Below are 18,385 nucleotides of genomic sequence, written 5' to 3' on the forward strand. Positions count from 1 at the left end.
AGGAGCCCTGCGCAGATATTTGATGGAGGCGTTTTTTCGATGTCGTCTGGTTTCACCCCTACGGGTCTAGCCCCGGTAGACCCCACACTCGAGTCGTTCATAACTGATTATTATGAGCATTTGACGGACGAAGACGCGGCGCACTATTCCCCGCCAGTATTGCAAGCCCGAGCGCGAGCCCATTGGAAGGTCGCGCAGTACCGGGTGCCCAAAACGGCCTCGGTCGAGATTCAGAATGAGCCCGGACGCAGCGTCATCTATATCGTCACCGACGACATGCCCTTCCTGGTGGATTCGGTCACCGCCGAGCTGGTGCGCCAGCACTCCGCCATCCACCTCGTCGTGCACCCGCTGCTCATCGTGGCCCGCAGCAAGGCCAGCAATGAACTCGTCGACATCAACCGCATTCCAGCCGGTGTTGGCGTCTCCAGCGGTGATACCTCGGCGATGCCCAATATTGCCCACCTGATCGCCACCGGCGATGACGCCTCGCACCTCGAATCGTGGATCGCCATTGAGATCGACAGTGCGAGCGACGAGGAGCAGGCCCTGCTGGTGGCTGGCGTGACAGCCGTTCTCGGCGATGTTCGCGCCGCCGTCGCGGACTGGCCGCTCATGCGCACCAAGGCGATGCAGATCGCGAACGCCCTCGACAAGGTCGTCGGCGCCGATCAGGTCAAGGACCTCGCCCAAACCCAGCAGCTGTTGCACTGGCTCGACGAGGGCAACTTCACCTTTCTCGGCTACCGCGAATACAACCTCGAGACGCGGGACGGCGAAGACGTCCTCACCCTGATCGACGGCAGCGGACTTGGCCTGCTGCGTTCCGCCGACGATCGTCACCAGATTCAGCATCTAACGGATGCCGGTCGGCAGAAAGCGCGCGAGCGCACCGCCCTGGTGATCACCAAGGCCAACTCGCGCTCCACCGTGCATCGCCCCGCCTACTTCGACTACATCGGCATCAAGAGTTTCGACGCCGCCGGTCAGGTCAGCGGAGAACAGCGCTTCATCGGCCTGTTCGCCGCGAGCGCCTACACGAGCTCGGTCACTGCCGTTCCTGTGCTGCGCGAAAAGGTCAAGGCCGTCATGACCGAGGTCGGTTTTCCACTCGAGTCGCACAGCGGCAAAGACCTGCTCGGCATCATGGAAACCTACCCGCGTGACGAATTGTTCCAGATCGAAGTTCCCGACCTGATCACCGCGTCGCTCGCCATCCAACGTCTGCAGGAGCGCCGACGTACCCGGCTGTTCCTGCGCCCCGACATCTACGGCCGGTTCATGTCGGCCCTGGTCTACCTGCCGCGTGACCGCTACAACACCGCCGTGCGCCTGCGCATTGAGAAGGAATTGCAGGAGACCTTCCACTCGGAGGCCCTCGACTTCGAAGCGCGCATGACCGAATCGGCACTCGCGAGACTCTTCTATCGCATCCGCTTGCCCAAGGATGTCGCCGCCGACACGGTCGATGCCGCCGCCCTGGAACACCGTCTCGCCATGGCCGTGCGGTCCTGGCCCGAGGGGATCAGCGACGAACTCCGCGAGACACACTCGGTCGAGGAAGCCGAGCGCCTGGCCGCTGTCTGGGCTGAAGCTTTTCCCGATAGCTACCGGGTCGATTATGAAATTGCCGATGCCCTCGAAGACATCGGGCGGTTCGAGGCCTGCGCTGCGCCGGTGAGAGCATCCGCTGACCCGCGAACCCGCCCTGGACTGCACGTCTACCGGCCTCACGGTGTCGGTGACCCCGCCGAAGACGCCCGCATCAAGCTGTACATGACCGAGCCGAAGAGCCTCAGCCAGATTCTGCCGTTTCTGCAGAACCTTGGCATCGAGGTCCTCGACGAGGTGCCGTTCGACATCGAAACCGCTGATGGGCGCCGCTTCTACCTGTACGACCTGGGCCTGCACTACCCGGCCGGAGTCGACCCGATCGCGACCGGGACTCTGCTGGCCGACTCGTTTGGTGCTGCGATCAGCGGCGCCATCGAGTCCGACAGCCTCGATCGCCTGGTTCTGCAGGACGGCCTGCCGTGGCACCGCGTCGTGATCCTGCGCAGCTACGCCAAATATCTGCGCCAGATCGGCAACACCAACTCCTACGGTTTCGTCGCCAACGCCCTGCTCGCCAACCCGGCCGTTACGCGTGGCCTGGTGTCACTATTCGAAGCCCGATTCGACCCAGATCTCGCCGACGATGAGCGGATGCTGCGCGTCGCCGACGTGCGCGACCAGCTCACCCTGGCCATGGAGCAGGTCGCGACCCTCGACGCCGACCGGGTGCTGCGCACCCTGATCACGCTGATCGAAGCGTCGCTTCGCACTAACTTCTTCCAGTACAAGCCGTATCTGAGCATTAAACTCGATCCGTCGCAGATCGAGCAGATGCCCTCACCGCGACCGATGTACGAAATCTGGGTGTACTCGCCGCGCGTCGAGGGCGTGCACCTGCGGTTCGGCAAGGTTGCCCGGGGTGGCCTGCGCTGGTCGGACCGCCGCGAGGACTTTCGCACCGAGGTGCTCGGGCTGGTCAAAGCGCAGACGGTCAAGAACGCCGTCATTGTGCCGACCGGTGCCAAGGGCGGATTCTTCGCCAAGAAGCTGCCAGATCCGGCACTGGACCGGGCGGCGTGGATGGCCGAGGGCATCGCGAGCTACCAAACCTTCGTGCGCGGGCTGCTCGATTTGACTGACAACCTCGTGGCAACGCCCGAGGGTGAACGGGTTGTTCCGCCGAACCGCGTGGTCAGCCACGATGACGCGGACACCTACCTCGTCGTCGCGGCCGACAAGGGAACCGCCTCGTTCTCGGATATCGCCAACGAACTCGCCGCAGAGTACGGTTTCTGGCTCGGCGACGCCTTCGCCTCTGGCGGTTCGGTCGGATACGACCACAAGGAGATGGGCATCACGGCCAAGGGCGCGTGGGAGTCGGTCAAACGCCACTTCAGCGAGCTCGGCGTCGACGCCCAGTCCGAGGAGTTCACCGTGGTCGGCGTCGGCGACATGTCCGGCGACGTGTTCGGCAACGGCATGCTGCTCTCCAAGCACACCAAGCTCGTCGCGGCCTTCGACCATCGCCACATCTTCCTGGACCCGACCCCCAACCCGGCGCTTTCCTTTGCCGAGCGCAAGCGGTTGTTCGAACTGCCGCGTTCCTCCTGGGCCGACTACGCGACCGACCTGATCAGCGCCGGCGGCGGCGTCTTTCCGCGCCAGTCCAAGGTTGTTCCGATCTCGGCTGAGGTACAGGTCGTGCTCGGTTTGCCCGAGGGCACGACGCACCTGAGCCCGCCGGAGCTGCTGCGCGCAATTCTGCTGGCCCCGACCGATCTGCTCTACAACGGCGGAATCGGCACCTACGTGAAGGCCAGCACCGAGACCGCAGCGCAGGTTGGCGATAAGGCCAACGATTCCATTCGCGTCGACGGCAAGGACCTGCGAGTCAAGGTCGTCGGTGAGGGAGGAAACCTCGGCTTCACCCAGCTCGGGCGCATTGAAGCTGCCCTCAATGGCGTCATTCTCAACACCGACGCGATCGACAACTCGGCCGGAGTGGACTGCTCCGACCACGAAGTCAATATCAAGATCTTCGTGGACCGTATGGTCGCCGCCGGCAAGCTCGACCCCGCCGAACGGGCCGAGTTTCTGGCCGAGATGACCGACGAGGTCGGCCGCCTGGTTCTGGTCGATAACGTCGATCAGAACATTCTGCTGCTCAACGACCGGGTCCTCGTCAATAACTGGAGCCCGAGCTACGAGCGCCTGATGAACTGGCTCGAAGCATCCGGCGATCTGCAGCGTGAGCTCGAGGCACTGCCGACGACGGCCACGCTGCGCGAGCGCCTCGACCAGGGCCAGGGGCTGACCAGCCCCGAGCTCAGCGTGCTGGCGGCCTACGCCAAGATCGAACTGGCCAACGCGCTGCGCGACAGCGATCTGGCCGATGACCCGTGGTTCGGCAGCACCCTGCGCCGGTATTTCCCGACGCACCTGTCTGAACGTTTCGATGCCGAGTTGGATACGCATCCGCTTCGCCGGGAGATCATCGCGACGGTCGTAGCGAACGACATGATCAACCTGGGCGGCATCACCTTCGCGTTCCGCACGATGGAGGAGACGTCGGCGAACCAGGCGACGATCGCGCGAGCCTTCGTGGCCCTCCGGGAGATTTTCGAGTTGAACGAGATGGTAGACGAGCTCAACGCGCTGCCGTCATCGTTCCCGACCGAGAAGTGGACGGCGATTCACCTCGACATTCGCCGGCTGCTCGACCGTGCGGTGCGTTGGCAGGTTAACCATGGGGGCAATATGCCCGTCGCCGGGGTGATCGCAAAGTACCAGCCGCAGGTCGCGCTGATGCGCGAGCACCTCGGGGAATACCTGCAGGGCGCCGACCTCAAACGCCTCGAAACCCAGCAGGAGCAGGCCAAAGAATGGGGCCTGCCCGACGATCTCGGTCGCCGCTGGTCGGAACTCTTCGAGGCGTACGCGCTGCTGGACGTGGCCAAGGTCGCCGCCCGGTCCAACCTTCCGGTCACCGAAGTCGCGGCCATCTACTATGCGGTGTACAACCGGTTCGGTGTCGACAACCTGCTGGAGCGCATCACCAAGCTGCCCCGCAAGGACCGTTGGCAGGCCCTCGCCCGTGCTGCCCTGCGCGACGACTTGTACTCCACGGTCGCCGACATGGCCAGGTCCGTGCTCGATGAAACGGATGCCGGCGCCCCCGACGAGCGCCTCCTCGCCTGGGAAGCACTCAACGCCGAACAGCTCGGCCGGGCGCGCAGCGTGTTCGAGGAGGTCAACTCCCTCGCGCAGGACGACATGGCGTCCCTGTCGGTCGCCGTGCGGCTGCTGCGCTCCATCGTGCGCCGCTGACCGACTAGCCCGCTGAAGCGCTGGAGCATCCGTTCGAGGGTGCTCCAGCGCTTTGTTGACGGCGATCCACCGTCTCAGCCGCGCGACGGCAAGTTGTTGATCCAGTCGCCGAGAATGCTCGCGGTGACGTGCCAGGACCCGGCTGTTAACGGTAGAAAAACTCTTTGGAGGGCACTAGATCAACGAGACGATCAGAATGGCAATGGCCAGCCAGAGCGGCATCGCCACAACCACGAGGATGAGGCCACCCCACTGCAACCGGGTATAGGTCTGCCCGGCGTCGCCGCGTTTGCGGGTGCGCACGATGTCAACCACCGAGACGACCATGCCGATGAACAACAGTGGCGACACGGTCAGCAGCGCAAACAGCAGGCGGGGGTCGGTCGGGAGTGACACGCAGACGGCGATGCCCAGAGCGCTGTACAGCACGAACAGAACGATGCTCACCCACAACGAGAGCGGAAGGCGTCGAGTCGGCTGGGCGGTTATTGCGTGCATGGTGCGACCCCCATTGGTATCTGCGATTTTTGACAGTAGCACGAAGCCGGTCAGTCGCCGGGCATGCTCAGCTGATGCGGCCGAGCGCTACGAGCTTCGTGCGCACCTCGGCGTCGCTCGGCTCCACCATGTGAGTGTCGTCGGGAAACACAATGACCGGAATGTTGGTGCGGCCGCTGATGGCGCGGGCGCGGTCGGCGCCATCCTCGACGAGCAGCAGGTCGACATAGTCGTAGTCCACCTCGAGGCGGTCGAGCAGTGACTTGGAACGACGGCAGTCGCCGCACCACTGGGCTCCATACATCGTGATGCGAGCAGCGGGGGCAATGGTTTCAGTCATGCTAACGATCCTAGGCGGCGCGCCTGTGTGCCGCGGGTGGACATCCGTTTCAGTCGTGCAGGTGGTCAACCTGCCAACCGGTGGACTGCTCCAGCAGGTCCAGAATATTCTGAGCGGATGCCCGCGCCTCGGCCGCGCCGCGCGCATCGACGACGTCGATCGCCAACGGCAGGCTTTCGCCGAACTTGGCAATCTCCACCTCGACCCGACCGCCGTCCGGCAGTGCAATGAACGCGTCCGCGGCCGATGTGCCACTGACCTCTCGGCTGAGTGCGGTCGCGATGGCCCACAGGGCATCGGGCTTGGTGCGCTGAACCTGGGCAACGATCGTGGCCGTGAAAGTCATGGGTCTCCGAACTTGGGGATGAGGGACCCAATCAGTAAAGCAGTACCCGTACCCTGAAACCATGCCTTCTTATCGCGTCACCATGAGTATCGACTCCCTGCACCCGGGAACGGAACCCGCCTCGGTCGTGCCGCGGGCCGCAGCGGCGGCGGCCGAATTCACCACGGTGGAGGCCTCCGACCTCACCATCGTCGCCGGCGCGGCCCGGGTCATCGTGCGTTTCACAGCGGATGACGCGGCGTCGGCCCTGCGGATCGGCGCCCACGTGGTGGCCGACCTGCGCGTCGTCGCCGAGTTGCGGGCGTCCCTGATCACCGAGCGCGTGAAGGGTACCTGGGTGCCGGTGCGCTGAACCGGCGAGGGCGTGGGGACAATACGTTACCCACGTCCTCACCCGGTGGCTTGCTCGACGGGCGCGGCCACCTGCCAAGTCAGGTTCTGGGCCGAGGCCTGCTGCCGGTCCAGAGAGAGCTGAAACATGAACACGTCGGTCGAAGTTCCGTTCGCACGCCCCAACGACAACGGTTTCAACACAAAGAATCTTCCTACCCCGAACTAGGGGTATTGGTCCGTGCTGCGTCAGACCACCGGGTCCATCGAGCTCAGATGGCAGGCGTCGTTCCACATCTGCAGCACCCGGTTCTCGCGTTCCCAGCCGAGGGTGGAGACGGTTGCAGTGCCGAGGCTGAGGTTCTTGCCGGCGATTGCCGGCAGGCCCATCCAGCGCGCGGTCATGATACGCAGAAAATGTCCGTGGGCGAAGACGGCGACACGACCCTCGGCGGCGAGGCATTCCTCGATCGCGAGGTCGGCTCGCGCCCCCACCTCATCGACGGTCTCACCGCCCACAAGTGGGTTACCCCACACGGTCCAGCCGGGTATCTCAGAGCGGATGTCCACGGTGCGTCGGCCCTCATAGACCCCGTAGTCCCATTCGAGCACGTCGTCGCTCGCCACGCCCTGGCTGGAGTACCCGGCCCGCTCCATGGTCTCCCAGGCGCGCACGAGCGGGCTGGAGTAGACCCGATCGAAATGCTGGCCGTCCAGCATCTCGCCGAGGGCATCCGCTTGTTGACGGCCGAAATCGGTCAGTGGAACGTCGGTGCGCCCGGTGTGCTGGCCGGAGATGCTCCATTCCGTCTGCCCGTGGCGAATAAGAACGATGTCGTTCTGGGTCATGCTGCTCCCTCGCGGTTGCCGCTGTGCGGCAGGTCAAGTCTACGTTTCGACCCAGCCACAGGTGCCCCGACGGGGGAACGGACGACCCGCCTGCTACGTTTAATACGTCAGTGCAAACGCCCTGAGCCACAATGTTGTAGCAAATCAGGGGGAACCATCGTGTCAACTGCCACCGAGAAGCGCGCAAGCGGCCCAGCCGCTGCGTTCATGCGCCCGATAAATTCGCTCGTCGAACGATTCATTCCGAGCGCGCTCGTGTTCGTGATCGTGCTGACCGTGATCGTGGCGATTCTGGCCCTGGTGCTCACCGATTCCGGCCCGATCGATGTCGTGCGCAGTTGGGGCGACGGTCTCGCGGGGCTGCTCGCCTTCATGACCCAGATGGCCCTCGTGCTGCTGCTCGGGCACATTCTGGCCAACACGACCCCGGTGCACCGGCTGCTGGTTCGTCTGGGTGCTGTGCCACGCACGGCGCTTCAGGCCTACGTTTTCGTCTTCACCATCGCCGCGGTGGCGTGCCTGATCACCTGGGGCCTCGGCCTCGTAGTCGGGGGGCTGCTCGCCAAGGAGGTGGCTTTTCAGCTGCGCGCGAAGGGCGTTCCGGTGCACTTCCCGCTCCTGGTTGCCGCCGGCTACTCCGGCTTTGTGATCTGGCACATGGGATATTCCGGGTCGGGACCGCTCACCGCCGCCACCGAGGGCTCCTTCCTGGCCGAGCAACTGGGGCGCACCATTTCGCTCAGCGACACCACATTCTCGCTGTGGAATATTTTGGCGGCCGTCGCCACCATCGTGGTGGTCGCGCTGGCGCTGGCCCTCGTCGCCCCGCGGCGTAACGCCCCGATCTTCGTGCTTGAGGTCGATGCCCGCGATAAGCAGGTCGCCGAGGAATCGGTCGTGACGCCCGCTGACCGGCTCGATGCCAGCCGCATAATGACCCTGATCGTGGGGCTCGCCCTCGTCGCCTACCTGGTCGTTCACTTCGTCGAGGGCGGTACCCTCACGCTCGACATCGTCAACTGGACATTCCTCGCGCTCATATTCCTGCTGGTGCGCAACCCGTTCGAACTGATTCGGCTGACCAAGGATGCCGCCTCCAACGTCGGCGATATCCTGCTGCAGTTTCCGCTGTACGCCGGCATCCTCGGCATGATGGTCGGATCCGGGCTGATCGGGGTATTCTCTGACTTCTTCGTGAACGTGTCGACTCCGGCGACGTTTGGCGTGATGGCGTTGCTGGCGGCCGGACTGGTGAACTTCTTCGTGCCCTCCGGCGGCGGCCAATTCGCCGTGCAGGGCCCGATCATGCTCGACGCGGCCGAACGGCTCGGCGTTGACCCCTCCGTCGCCATCATGGCCGTCTCCTACGGCGACCAGTGGACCAACATGCTTCAGCCGTTCTGGGCGCTTCCGCTTCTGGCGATCGCCGGGCTGAAAATGCGCGACATTCTTGGTTACACCACGATCACCTTTCTGGCGGCCGGTCTGGTCTTCATCGCGACGATGTTCATCGTCGGTGCCGGCTAACCCGGCGCAGACTGGATGCCGCCTGCGCATATCCCAATTTGCGATAGAAGTTCAATTTCAACGCGGGCGAGAGCCGTAGGCTTGTCTCAAAGCCATCAAGTCTGAGACGGGTGCCATGAGGGTCATTAGTTACAACCTCCGCAAGAATCGTGCCAGCGGCGAACTGGTCGCGCTGTCCGAGCGTTACAGTCCCAACATTCTCTGCCTGCAGGAATGCAACACCATCGGCCTGCCGGCCGAGGTCGGCACTCTGCACCTCGCCGACGCGACCCGGCGCAACCGGCTGGGCCTGGCCATCTACTACAACCGGGACCGCTACACGGCGATCAAGACGCAGGCCTTCGCGCTGAAGAAATCCCTGCATGATCACCTGGCGGCGCCGGCACACGAGCGCCTGATCGCCACCCGCCTGATCGACAACGTCGCCCAGCGGGAGCTCGTCGTCGCATCCTTTCACGCAGCGCCGCTGACCGCGCTCAACTCCCTGCGCCGCAAACAGATTCGCACCGCCCACGAAGAGCTCAGTCTGCTCGGCCCCGGTCTGCCGACCCTGATGGTCGGCGATTACAACTACCCGATCTTCCAGGGCAAGCTCGGCAACAAGGTCAACCAGTCCGGTTACGACCTGACCCTCAGCGACACCCGCACCTACACCCGGTACAAGTTCTTTCGCGGACACTTCGACCTCGCAACCTCGATGGGCCTGGCGATCACCAACGTGGAGACCCTTCCGCAGGGCACCTCAGATCACATGCCCATTCTGGTGACGGCTACCTACCCTGACGAACAACCGATGCAAACGGATGCCGCGCATCACCTGGCCAATCCCGCTACCGGTGAGTCCGTCACGGTCGAAGGCGCCGACTTCACGATCTAGCCCCGCGGCGTCTCGCGCGGTCAGGCGAGCAGCTCGAGCACGCCGCGCACGATCGTCGCAAACGCCCCCAGGTACGCCACTATCACGAGCAGGCGGCGGGCTACGTGCGGCTCGATCACCCGCGACAGCAGGTCGCCGACGATGAGCCCGACGATGCAGGCACACCCGATCAGAATCCAGACCAGCACGGGCAGCTCCGGCACGCCGGCGGATCCGAGGGCGAATTTGGACGACAACGAGGCCAGCCCGATGGTCAGAAAGTACGGCTGCATGGTCGCGGCGAAGGACCGCTGCGGCCAGCCTGTGGCGATCGCGTAGATGCTCACCGCCGGGCCGCCGACGCCGGCCGTCGTGTTCATGACCCCGCTGGTCATGCCGGCTATCACGCGAAAACTCAGCCGGTCCCGCACGACCACCCGGCCGAGATTCACCGATACGGTCAGCCCGGCGGCCACGAGTACACCGATCGAGATCTCAAGCCACGCCACCGGTACGAACTGCAAAACGTAGGAGCCCGGCACGATGCCGATCACGGCGCAGGCCGCCAGAATTCCGTAGCGCCGCCAGTCCACGTCTCGAAACACGCGCGTCAGGATCACCCCGGCGGTAAGGGCCCCGCAGACGTTGACGACGATGACACCGTCAATCGGCCCCAACAGCAGGACCAGAAAGGGCGCAGCGACCAGGGCGAACCCCATGCCGGTGATGCGCTGCATGCTCGAGCCGATCAGCACGGCCGCAATCACCAGAACGGTCGTCCACACGGTACGGTCTCCCAGCTCGGTTGTTGCACCCAACGATACCGGCCCAGACCACACCAACCGACGTCGCGGACGCGTGGGCTACCGTTAATGCGGGGCCGCTGCACGGCAGTCACCCGACAAATCGACGAAAGGACAGTGGATGCCCCACGCGAGCTTGCCCACCGAGAACGTTCTGCAAGGGCGCACCTTCGATGCCGTGCTGTTCGATATGGACGGCACCCTCATCGACTCCACGCCGGCGGTCGACCGCTCCTGGGCTGCCTGGGCGCGTGAATGGGGAGTGGCGAAGGACGACACCGCCCACGGCCGTCCGGCGCGCGACATTATCGAGGAACTGGTACCGGCCGACCGGGTAGACGAAGCCATTGCCCGCGTCCTCGCGCTCGAAACAGCCGACACGGACGATATCACCGTGCTGCCCGGCGCCGCCGCGCTCATGACGAGCCTGCCCGAAGCCCGGCGCGCGATCGTCACGTCCTGCGCCCGGCCGTTGGCCGAAGCGAGGCTGGCAGCATCCGCTTTTCCGGCACCCGCGGTGATCGTGACCATCGATGACACTCCGAACGGCAAGCCCGAGCCCGACCCGTTTTTGGAGGGGGCGGCGCGGCTTGGCGTAGACCCGAACCGCTGCCTGGTAATCGAGGACGCACCCGCCGGTCTGCAGGCCGGCCGCGCCGCCGGCTGCACCACGATCGCCGTCACCGGAACCTACCCAGTCGCCGAGCTCGACGCCGATCTGGTCGTGCCCGGGCTCGACTCGCTGCGCATTGAGGTCACGCCTGACGGTTTGATCGTTCACGTGGAGTCACCGAAAAGCTAAGAACGGTCACCGCCCGGGCCCAAATGAACGTAACGTTGATAGGCGGTATGCACGTTCGGCTTTTCCGGGTGGCGCGAGTACGCGAAGAGAAAGGTTTTGGCACTTGGACGACGAATGCATCCACGGACTTGAGGGCAAATTGTGCGCCCTGTGTTATCCCAAAGTCGTTACTGAGCCCCTGGTGCCGGTGAAGAAGACCCGCGCTCCCAAGCTGTCGTCCCTGCGCGACCCGCTGCCCACGGCGGCTACACCGCCCGCCCGCGCGGCTCGCCCGGTTCGGGTGGCCGGCGCTCCCCGCCCGGTGCGCGCCGAGAAGGCTTCGACCGACAACGTCGACGAGCAGCGCGTGTACCACCTCACCCACATCAGCAACCTCGCCGCCATTCTGCGCGACGGATACCTGTTTGCCAACGCTGCGCTCACCACCCGACCCGCCGTGGACATCTCGGCGCCCGCCACGCGCGAATCGCGTCGCGACGCCCTCGTCGCTGGCACTGAACGCAGTGTCGCAGAGTACGTGCCGTTCTTCCTGTCGCCGAATGCGACCGTGTGGGAGAGCATTCGTGCCGAGTCCACCGACCCGCGCCTCGCCCTCGACGCCCACGGCTCCGAGGCTTTCGCCTTCGTCATGCTCGTGAGCACCGTGAAGAAGATCAACGACGGGCTCGCCGCTGTAACGGATGCTTCCACCACCGACGACGAGACCCCCCTCGTTCCCAGCCTGGTCGCCGTCACCAACGGTGATGCGGCCGGATCGCTCACCCGGTTCGGTGCCACACCGGCCACGGCCGAGCGCATGCTGCAGACGCTCCGCGCCGAAGCCGACGGCGCGATGATGCTCGAAGCCGAGCTGCTCGTTCCCGATGCTGTCCCAATGGAGCTGGTGACGCTCATCGGCGTCTGCAACGACAATGTGCGCGAGACGGTTCGGGGCATTCTGAAGGCAAGCGCGTTCAAGCCCAAGGTCGCGGTCTACCCGCCGTGGTTCCACACCTCCGCCGACGCCGAGTAGCCCGACCCTTTTCTGTCCGGGGCCCGGGCCCGGAAACGGGGCCCATGTTCTATCGTGGGCCCCGTTCCCTAAGGTGGGCCCGGGGGCGGATGCGTGCGTGGGCCCGGGGGCGGATGTGGATGCGGATGCGGATGCGGGCGTGGGCCCGGTCGCGGGATGCCCCGGCTATGGGTCCTGCTACACGACCCCGAGGGGCACGTGTTCGCCGGCGGGTAGCTCCACCCGGATGCCGTCGCCCGGGTTCACGACCCCGCCGGTGACGACGACGCCCATGATGCCGCCGCGGCGGTGCACTGTGCCGACGGCATCCGTTGTGATGAGCTGCTTCATCAGGCCTTTTTGGTAGCCGTTGATGAGCGAGCATGGGCTGCGCATGCCGGTGATCGAGACCACGGCCTCGGCGCCGAGATGCAGCCGGGTGCCGAGCGGTAGGGTCATCAGGTCGATTCCGGCGGTGGTCACGTTCTCGCCGAGCTCGCCCGGCGTCACGGTATACCCGGTCGGCACGAGGTCGTCGAACAGCTCGGCGGCCATGAAGTGCACCTGGCAGAGGTTCGGTGCCAATGGGTTGCGCTTCTTCGCGTAGCGGTGCTGCACGGTGACTCCGGCGTGGGAATCGCCCTCGACTCCGATTCCAGCCAGCAAACGGATGCTGCCCACCGCCGGCTTGCTGAACCGGTGCAGGTCGTCGCGGCTGACCGAAACGACCGTGCCGGGGCGCTTGTCGTGTGTCATGCAGACGATTCTGCCACAGGCGCACGCGCGTTCGAAGGCATGCCAGCAGCCCTGTAACCGGATACGTCACCGTGTCTGTGTAAACCCGTTGACGCGGCACCGCCCGAGGCCTACATTGCATCAATGGAAAGGTTTCTCAATGACCAGTGTTGCGCCCGCCAATAACGACCAGCCCAACGAATCCGCGTCCGTTTTTCCGCGCGCGGAAGACGTCGCCCCGCACATTGCGCGTCCGTACCGAGCTCTCGAACGCGAACTGGAACGGGCGGTGCGCGATCGGGTGGAGGTCAACCTCCGGGTGACCGCGGCGGTCAACGCCATGCGCGACGGCGGATGCTCCTGGGCCGACATCGCACGAATTCTCGGTACCGCTCCGCAGACCGCACACAAGAAGTACAGCAAGCCGCGCCCGCCGCGAGGCGACTGACGGGCAGGCAGCCATCAGCACGCCCGAAAACCGGGGGCCACACGTCGGGTCAGCGGCCGCCCAATGGGAGTGATGGAATTCTGGACCGGATTCGCCTCCGGTGAGATAGTCTCGAGTCAAATTCCCCCCAATTGAGAGGACACCATGAAAGCCTCAGAAACACTCAGTAATAACCTGCAGTCCGTTCTGGTCGACCTGATCGAGCTGCACGTGCAGGGAAAACAGGCGCACTGGAGCGTCGTTGGAAAGAACTTTCGCGACCTGCACCTGCAACTCGACGAAATCATTCTCGATGCGCGCGAATTCTCCGACGAAGTAGCCGAGCGGATGCGCGCCCTCGACGCCATGCCCGATGGCCGCAGCGAGACGGTCACCAAAACCACCCATCTGCCCAAGTTTCCCGATGGCGAAGTCGACACGGCGGAGACGGTGACGCTCATCACCGAACGACTCGATGCCACCGTCGACAATATTCGCAAGGTGCACGATGAGGTCGATGAGGAAGACCCCACGAGCGCGGATATTCTGCACGCGTTCATTGAGAAGCTCGAGCAGTATTCCTGGATGGTCAGTGCGGAGAACCGTAAACCACGCAAGCGCGCAGCACTGAAATCCACCTCGCGGGTGTCGTAACACATCGGTTGATGCCGCGTGGGTCGAGGGGGAGTGATGAGGCTTGAATCGCAGCTTCCACCGGGCCCGCTCAGTGCCGCTGCGTTAGAGGTCAACGGTGACGCGCAGCGGGCGACTGCACTGGCGAGCGGTCTCGCATCCGTTCCCCGCCCGGGGGAGGGAAAAACGGCCGTTCTGTTCGACACGCTGTGCACGCTCGCGTTGGCCGACCTCACGGCAGCACGAGTGGCCGAGGCGCACCTCGATGCGCGGGCGATTCTCGCCCAGGCCGGCCAGGACGCCCAGTCCGATCACACCTGGGGCGTGTTCGCCGCGGAGACCGCCGGCACCGTGCTCACAGCGACGCCAGAGGGCGACCGCTGGCGGCTCGACGGCACCAAGCCGTGGTGTTCCCTCGCGGGACTGCTGACTCACGCGCTGGTCACCGCCCACGTCGGCGACCACGGCAGACGCTTGTTCGCCGTCGACCTGCGGCAGGCCGGCATTACGGTACATGACGAGCTGTGGATCGCCCGCGGCCTGCCGCAGGTGACGAGCGGCCCGGTCGATTTCGACGGTGTTGGGGCCGATGCGGTTGGTGATGCGGGCTGGTACCTGCGCCGGCCTGGGTTCGCGTGGGGCGGTATCGGAGTCGCCGCCGTGTGGTGCGGCGGTGCCGTCGGCCTGGCGCGCACCCTCTACGACTCGACCCAGGGGCGCGCCCCCGACCAGATTGCGCTCGCCCATCTCGGCGCTGTCGACGTGGCAGTGACCACTGCGGCGACGGCACTGGCCGCGGCCGCGGCCGCGATCGATGCCGGCGAGGCCGACGGACCGGCCGGTTCCCTCCTGGCCGCCCGGCTTCGCGGGATCGTCGCCCGCGCGGCCGAAGACGTCATATTCCATATCGGGCATGCCCTCGGACCGGCGCCGCTGGCCCTGAACGATCGGCACGCGCAGCGGGTCGCCGATCTGCAGCTGTACGTACGCCAGCACCATGCCGAGCACGATGACGCTGCGTTGGGACGCATGCTCGTAACGAAGGGGAGTGCACCGTGGTGACATTCAACAACCTCGATGGCGGAACACCAGAGAAGAGCTGGGAGGCAGCGAACTGGCCAGACCGGTTCGCCGCGCTGAGCACGGACGGGCTCGGCCGTCTCGTCGTGGTCGCGGCGCATCCGGACGACGAAAGCCTCGGCGTTGGCGGATTGATCGCGCACGTTGCGGGGCTCGACGTGCCGATCGTGGTCATCGTACTCAGCAACGGCGAGGCGTCTCACCCGAGCTCCCCGACCCACAACCTGGCCCGACTCGCCCAGATTCGCCGCATCGAAGTGACGGATGCTCTCGCACACCTGGCACCGAACGCGCAGGTGCACCTGCTCGAGCTCCCCGACGGCAAACTCGCCGAGCACATCGACCTGGCCGCCGGGGCGATCATCGAGGCGATCGGCGACGTGGACGCGTCGACCTGGGTGGTGGCACCGTGGCGAGCCGATGGGCATCCGGATCATGCGGCAGCCAGCGCGGCCGCCGACCGAGCCGCACGAGAACGCAGCGCCCGCCTGTTCGAGTACCCGATCTGGGCCTGGCACTGGTCAAACCCGGATGCCCCCATCTGGTCGGACTCCACCGTGCGCGTCTTTGATCTGCTGCCGACCGAGCGCAAGGCCAAGGCGCGCGCTTTGGCGCTGCATCGCAGTCAGGTCGGCCCGTTGTCGGATTCGTTCGGCGACGAAGTGATCCTACCGGCCGGTTTTCAGGAACATTTCACGCGCACCTTCGAGACCCTCATCGAGGTGACCGTGAAAAAATCCGGAGGAGCGCCAGCGCGCCCGCAAACGGATGCCCCCGCACCCGCCGACCCGAATCACACGCTCACGACCGGGTACTTTGACTCGATCTATTCCTCGGGTCCGGATCCGTGGGGGTTCGAGACCCGCTGGTACGAGAAGCGCAAACGAGCCGCCCTGATCGCGGCGCTGCCCCGGCAGCGCTTCGGCGCAGCCCTCGAACTCGGCTGCTCGAACGGTGTGCTCACGGCCGAGCTGGCCGAACGGTGTGACACCGTGCTCGGCATTGATCTGATCGAACAGCCGCTCAGCATTGCACGAGCGCGACTCGCCGGCCAGCCCGGCGTGAGGTTTGAGCGGCGAACGGTTCCGGCGGACTGGCCGGAGGGGGAGTTCGACCTGATTGTGCTGTCCGAGGTCGGATATTACTGTTCCAGTGCCGACCTGCGGCGACTGCTCGAGCGCTGCCGGGCCAGCCTCGCCCCCGACGGGGTTCTGGTGGCCTGCCATTGGCGACACCCGGTAGCGGAGTGTCCCCTCACTGGCGATGCTGTGCACACGCAGCTCACCCACGTGGTCGGGCTGCAGCGCACCGTGCATCACCTCGAACGCGACTTCGTGCTCGAGGTGTATGAACCCCGGCCCGCACTCTCGGTCGCGCAGCGCGACGGCCTCGTGCCGTGAGCGTACAAACAAGTCCGTCGAGCCCCGAATTCGTGACCATCGTGGTGCCGGTGTGCAACGAGGAGGTCCTGCTGCCGCGCGCCCTGGCAGCACTCGCCGTGGCGATCGACGCGCTCACCGTGCTGCCGCAGCCGGACCGCCCAGCGGTGTCGGTGCTGCTGGTCCTGGACCAGTGCACCGATTTATCGGCCCGAGTCGCCGCACTCTGGCCCGACTTCGACCGAGTTGAAATTGAGGCCGGCGCCGTCGGCGTGGCGCGTCGGTTCGGTGTGCAGCGCGCGCTGCGCCGGCTGGAAGCGGTCTCGGCGTCGGGTGCGGCGGCATCCGCTGTGGGTGATGGCCAAGCCGAGCGAATCTGGATCGCCAGCACCGACGCGGACTCGGCCGTGCCGCCGAACTGGCTGATCACCCAGTTGGCGTTTGCCCGCAACGGTGTCGATCTGGTGCTCGGAACGGTGCATCCCGACGACGACCTGGCCGCCCACGAGCTGGTGAACTGGGAGTCCCTGCACATGATCGGTGAGGGGCATCCGCACGTTCACGGAGGCAATCTGGGCGTGCGGGCTGATCTGTACCTGGCCGCCGGCGAATTTGCGCCGGTCGATTGCGATGAAGACAGGCTTCTCGTGGCAGCCCTGCGTGAACTGGGGGTCGCCGAGGCACGCACGGCGTTGATTCCGGTGCTGACCTCGGGACGACGCGTCGGCCGAGCCCCGGCGGGGTTCGCCGAGTACCTGCGCGAACACATCAAACCCGATTGGGCTGACACTGAAGTGGCGCACTGATTCGCAGGCGAGCTTTCGTACAAGCCTCTGGCGTGGCGTGGCGTGGCCTGGAAGTGGAAGAATAATCGAATGACTTATCTTCCCAATGACTCTCGATATGAGTCCATGCCCTACCGTCGCGTCGGACGCAGCGGCCTCAAACTTCCCGCCATTTCCCTCGGACTGTGGCAGAATTTCGGCGATGACAAGCCGCTCGCAACGCAGCGGGCCATTCTGCGCCGGGCCTTCGACCTCGGCATCACCCACTTCGACCTCGCCAACAACTATGGCCCCCCGTACGGCTCAGCCGAAACGAACTTCGGTCAGTTGTTCCGCGAAGACTTCGCCGCCCACCGTCACGAGGTCGTGCTCTCGACCAAGGCTGGCTACGACATGTGGCCGGGCCCCTACGGAAACTTCGGCAGCCGCAAGTACCTGCTTTCGAGCCTCGACCAGTCGCTCGGCCGCATGGGCGTCGACTACGTTGACATCTTCTACTCCCACCGCGCCGATCCAGACACCCCGCTCGAAGAGACGATGGGCGCGCTGCACACCGCCGTCACGAGTGGCCGCGCCCTGTATGCCGGGATCTCCTCGTACTCGCCGGAGCGCACCCGCCAGGCCGCGGCGATTTTGGCCGACCTCGGCACACCGCTGCTGATTCACCAGCCCTCGTACTCCATGTTCAACCGGTGGGTTGAGGGCGATCTGCTCGATACCCTCGAAGACATCGGAGCGGGTTGCATTGCGTTCTCGCCGCTGGCGCAGGGGCTGCTCACCGACCGCTACCTCGGGGGAATCCCTTCGGACTCCCGCGTCGCGCGGGAGGGTTCGGCCAAGAAGTCCATGGTGAGCACCGAGGCGCTCGTGCACATCCGGGCGTTGACCGAGATCGCCGTCGAGCGCGGTCAGTCGCTCGCCCAGATGGCCCTGGCCTGGGTCCTGCGCAACTCCGAAGTGACCAGCGCGCTCGTCGGCGCATCGTCGGTCGCCCAGCTCGAAACGAACGTGGGAGCTCTGAAGAACCTCGAGTTCAGCGCTGCGGAGTTGACCGCGATCGACGTGCATGCCGTCGACAACGGCATCAACCTGTGGTCAGCCTCAAGCGACGTCTAGCCTCTCC

General features: G+C 65.3%; 18 protein-coding genes. 12 read left to right on the forward strand and 6 right to left on the reverse strand.

The features are described 5' to 3' along the window. Positions 1–39 precede the first annotated feature (39 nt). Positions 40–4,881 carry an NAD-glutamate dehydrogenase gene (locus E3T41_RS15760; protein ID WP_134479325.1) on the forward strand — a complete coding sequence of 1,614 codons (4,842 nt, stop codon included), beginning with the start codon at positions 40–42 and terminating at the stop codon, positions 4,879–4,881. Positions 4,882–5,055: 174 nt separating this feature from the next. On the opposite strand, the gene E3T41_RS15765 is transcribed toward E3T41_RS15760, so the two are convergent. From E3T41_RS15765 to E3T41_RS15775, 3 genes are all read right to left on the reverse strand, one after another. Beyond that, complete coding sequence (locus E3T41_RS15765; protein WP_092448814.1) at positions 5,056–5,379, reverse strand: hypothetical protein; 324 nt, start codon at positions 5,377–5,379, stop codon at positions 5,056–5,058. Between the two features lie 67 nt (positions 5,380–5,446). Beyond that, positions 5,447–5,719: a glutaredoxin domain-containing protein gene (locus tag E3T41_RS15770; RefSeq protein ID WP_092448813.1), complete on the reverse strand. Its 273-nt coding sequence runs from the start codon at positions 5,717–5,719 to the stop codon at positions 5,447–5,449. Between the two features lie 49 nt (positions 5,720–5,768). After that, positions 5,769–6,065, reverse strand: a complete 297-nt coding sequence (locus tag E3T41_RS15775; RefSeq protein ID WP_092448812.1) for a hypothetical protein — start codon at positions 6,063–6,065, stop codon at positions 5,769–5,771. 61 nt (positions 6,066–6,126) lie between these two features. Between E3T41_RS15775 and E3T41_RS15780 the strand changes: the two genes are divergently transcribed. Then, the gene (locus E3T41_RS15780) at positions 6,127–6,417 is read left to right on the forward strand and encodes a hypothetical protein (protein ID WP_092448811.1); all 291 of its coding nucleotides are present in this window, start codon (positions 6,127–6,129) and stop codon (positions 6,415–6,417) included. A gap of 227 nt (positions 6,418–6,644) precedes the next feature. On the opposite strand, the gene E3T41_RS15785 is transcribed toward E3T41_RS15780, so the two are convergent. Then, the gene (locus tag E3T41_RS15785; protein WP_134479326.1) at positions 6,645–7,244 is read right to left on the reverse strand and encodes a histidine phosphatase family protein; all 600 of its coding nucleotides are present in this window, start codon (positions 7,242–7,244) and stop codon (positions 6,645–6,647) included. Between the two features lie 207 nt (positions 7,245–7,451). Here E3T41_RS15785 and E3T41_RS15790 point away from each other — a divergent pair, with 207 nt between their 5' ends. Together E3T41_RS15790 and E3T41_RS15795 are read left to right on the forward strand one after the other, a co-directional pair. Further along, complete coding sequence (locus E3T41_RS15790; protein WP_134479385.1) at positions 7,452–8,771, forward strand: short-chain fatty acid transporter; 1,320 nt, start codon at positions 7,452–7,454, stop codon at positions 8,769–8,771. A gap of 115 nt (positions 8,772–8,886) precedes the next feature. Continuing rightward, a complete protein-coding gene (locus tag E3T41_RS15795; RefSeq protein WP_241991201.1) occupies positions 8,887–9,648 on the forward strand; it encodes an endonuclease/exonuclease/phosphatase family protein in 762 nt (253 codons plus the stop codon). A gap of 20 nt (positions 9,649–9,668) precedes the next feature. Here E3T41_RS15795 and E3T41_RS15800 read toward each other — a convergent pair whose 3' ends face one another. Further along, complete coding sequence (locus E3T41_RS15800) at positions 9,669–10,412, reverse strand: sulfite exporter TauE/SafE family protein (protein ID WP_134479327.1); 744 nt, start codon at positions 10,410–10,412, stop codon at positions 9,669–9,671. Between the two features lie 139 nt (positions 10,413–10,551). Here E3T41_RS15800 and E3T41_RS15805 point away from each other — a divergent pair, with 139 nt between their 5' ends. Both E3T41_RS15805 and E3T41_RS15810 read left to right on the forward strand, forming a co-directional pair. Beyond that, entirely contained in the window at positions 10,552–11,232 is a 681-nt protein-coding gene (locus tag E3T41_RS15805; RefSeq protein ID WP_134479328.1) for an HAD-IA family hydrolase, read from the forward strand. Between the two features lie 187 nt (positions 11,233–11,419). After that, on the forward strand, positions 11,420–12,244 hold the full coding sequence (locus E3T41_RS15810; RefSeq protein WP_166791596.1) for a DarT ssDNA thymidine ADP-ribosyltransferase family protein: 825 nt from the start codon (positions 11,420–11,422) through the stop codon (positions 12,242–12,244). A gap of 177 nt (positions 12,245–12,421) precedes the next feature. Here the strand turns inward: E3T41_RS15810 and E3T41_RS15815 are convergent, their stop codons facing one another. Next, a complete protein-coding gene (locus E3T41_RS15815) occupies positions 12,422–12,979 on the reverse strand; it encodes an MOSC domain-containing protein (protein WP_104133248.1) in 558 nt (185 codons plus the stop codon). 139 nt (positions 12,980–13,118) lie between these two features. Here E3T41_RS15815 and E3T41_RS15820 point away from each other — a divergent pair, with 139 nt between their 5' ends. The 6 genes from E3T41_RS15820 (at position 13,119) to mgrA (ending at position 18,378) form a co-directional block, all read left to right on the forward strand. Next, positions 13,119–13,406 (forward strand): hypothetical protein, encoded by a 288-nt coding sequence (locus tag E3T41_RS15820; protein WP_092448804.1) that lies wholly within the window; start codon positions 13,119–13,121, stop codon positions 13,404–13,406. Between the two features lie 144 nt (positions 13,407–13,550). After that, complete coding sequence (locus tag E3T41_RS15825) at positions 13,551–14,039, forward strand: Dps family protein (protein WP_092448803.1); 489 nt, start codon at positions 13,551–13,553, stop codon at positions 14,037–14,039. Between the two features lie 36 nt (positions 14,040–14,075). Then, positions 14,076–15,080: an acyl-CoA dehydrogenase family protein gene (locus E3T41_RS15830; RefSeq protein ID WP_134479330.1), complete on the forward strand. Its 1,005-nt coding sequence runs from the start codon at positions 14,076–14,078 to the stop codon at positions 15,078–15,080. After that, complete coding sequence (locus E3T41_RS15835) at positions 15,074–16,498, forward strand: PIG-L family deacetylase (RefSeq protein WP_134479331.1); 1,425 nt, start codon at positions 15,074–15,076, stop codon at positions 16,496–16,498. Before E3T41_RS15830 ends, E3T41_RS15835 begins: the two co-directional genes overlap by 7 nt. Then, the gene (locus E3T41_RS15840) at positions 16,495–17,283 is read left to right on the forward strand and encodes a glycosyltransferase family 2 protein (protein ID WP_092448800.1); all 789 of its coding nucleotides are present in this window, start codon (positions 16,495–16,497) and stop codon (positions 17,281–17,283) included. Before E3T41_RS15835 ends, E3T41_RS15840 begins: the two co-directional genes overlap by 4 nt. A 69-nt stretch (positions 17,284–17,352) precedes the next feature. Next, complete coding sequence (mgrA, locus tag E3T41_RS15845; protein ID WP_134479332.1) at positions 17,353–18,378, forward strand: L-glyceraldehyde 3-phosphate reductase; 1,026 nt, start codon at positions 17,353–17,355, stop codon at positions 18,376–18,378. The last annotated feature ends 7 nt before the right edge of the window (positions 18,379–18,385 follow it).

It is taken from the genome of Cryobacterium sp. Hh38 (assembly GCF_004403235.1).
Classification (GTDB): domain Bacteria; phylum Actinomycetota; class Actinomycetes; order Actinomycetales; family Microbacteriaceae; genus Cryobacterium; species Cryobacterium levicorallinum.

Coding starts and splice junctions, on each gene's coding strand:
- E3T41_RS15815 (WP_104133248.1), bottom strand. CDS start 12,979: ATGACACACGACAAGCGCCCCGGCACGGTCGTTTCGGTCAGCCGCGAC.
- mgrA (WP_134479332.1), top strand. CDS start 17,353: ATGACTTATCTTCCCAATGACTCTCGATATGAGTCCATGCCCTACCGT.
- E3T41_RS15770 (WP_092448813.1), bottom strand. CDS start 5,719: ATGACTGAAACCATTGCCCCCGCTGCTCGCATCACGATGTATGGAGCC.
- E3T41_RS15830 (WP_134479330.1), top strand. CDS start 14,076: ATGAGGCTTGAATCGCAGCTTCCACCGGGCCCGCTCAGTGCCGCTGCG.
- E3T41_RS15805 (WP_134479328.1), top strand. CDS start 10,552: ATGCCCCACGCGAGCTTGCCCACCGAGAACGTTCTGCAAGGGCGCACC.
- E3T41_RS15820 (WP_092448804.1), top strand. CDS start 13,119: ATGACCAGTGTTGCGCCCGCCAATAACGACCAGCCCAACGAATCCGCG.
- E3T41_RS15790 (WP_134479385.1), top strand. CDS start 7,452: ATGCGCCCGATAAATTCGCTCGTCGAACGATTCATTCCGAGCGCGCTC.
- E3T41_RS15775 (WP_092448812.1), bottom strand. CDS start 6,065: ATGACTTTCACGGCCACGATCGTTGCCCAGGTTCAGCGCACCAAGCCC.
- E3T41_RS15780 (WP_092448811.1), top strand. CDS start 6,127: ATGCCTTCTTATCGCGTCACCATGAGTATCGACTCCCTGCACCCGGGA.
- E3T41_RS15785 (WP_134479326.1), bottom strand. CDS start 7,244: ATGACCCAGAACGACATCGTTCTTATTCGCCACGGGCAGACGGAATGG.
- E3T41_RS15765 (WP_092448814.1), bottom strand. CDS start 5,379: ATGCACGCAATAACCGCCCAGCCGACTCGACGCCTTCCGCTCTCGTTG.
- E3T41_RS15795 (WP_241991201.1), top strand. CDS start 8,887: ATGAGGGTCATTAGTTACAACCTCCGCAAGAATCGTGCCAGCGGCGAA.
- E3T41_RS15825 (WP_092448803.1), top strand. CDS start 13,551: ATGAAAGCCTCAGAAACACTCAGTAATAACCTGCAGTCCGTTCTGGTC.
- E3T41_RS15760 (WP_134479325.1), top strand. CDS start 40: ATGTCGTCTGGTTTCACCCCTACGGGTCTAGCCCCGGTAGACCCCACA.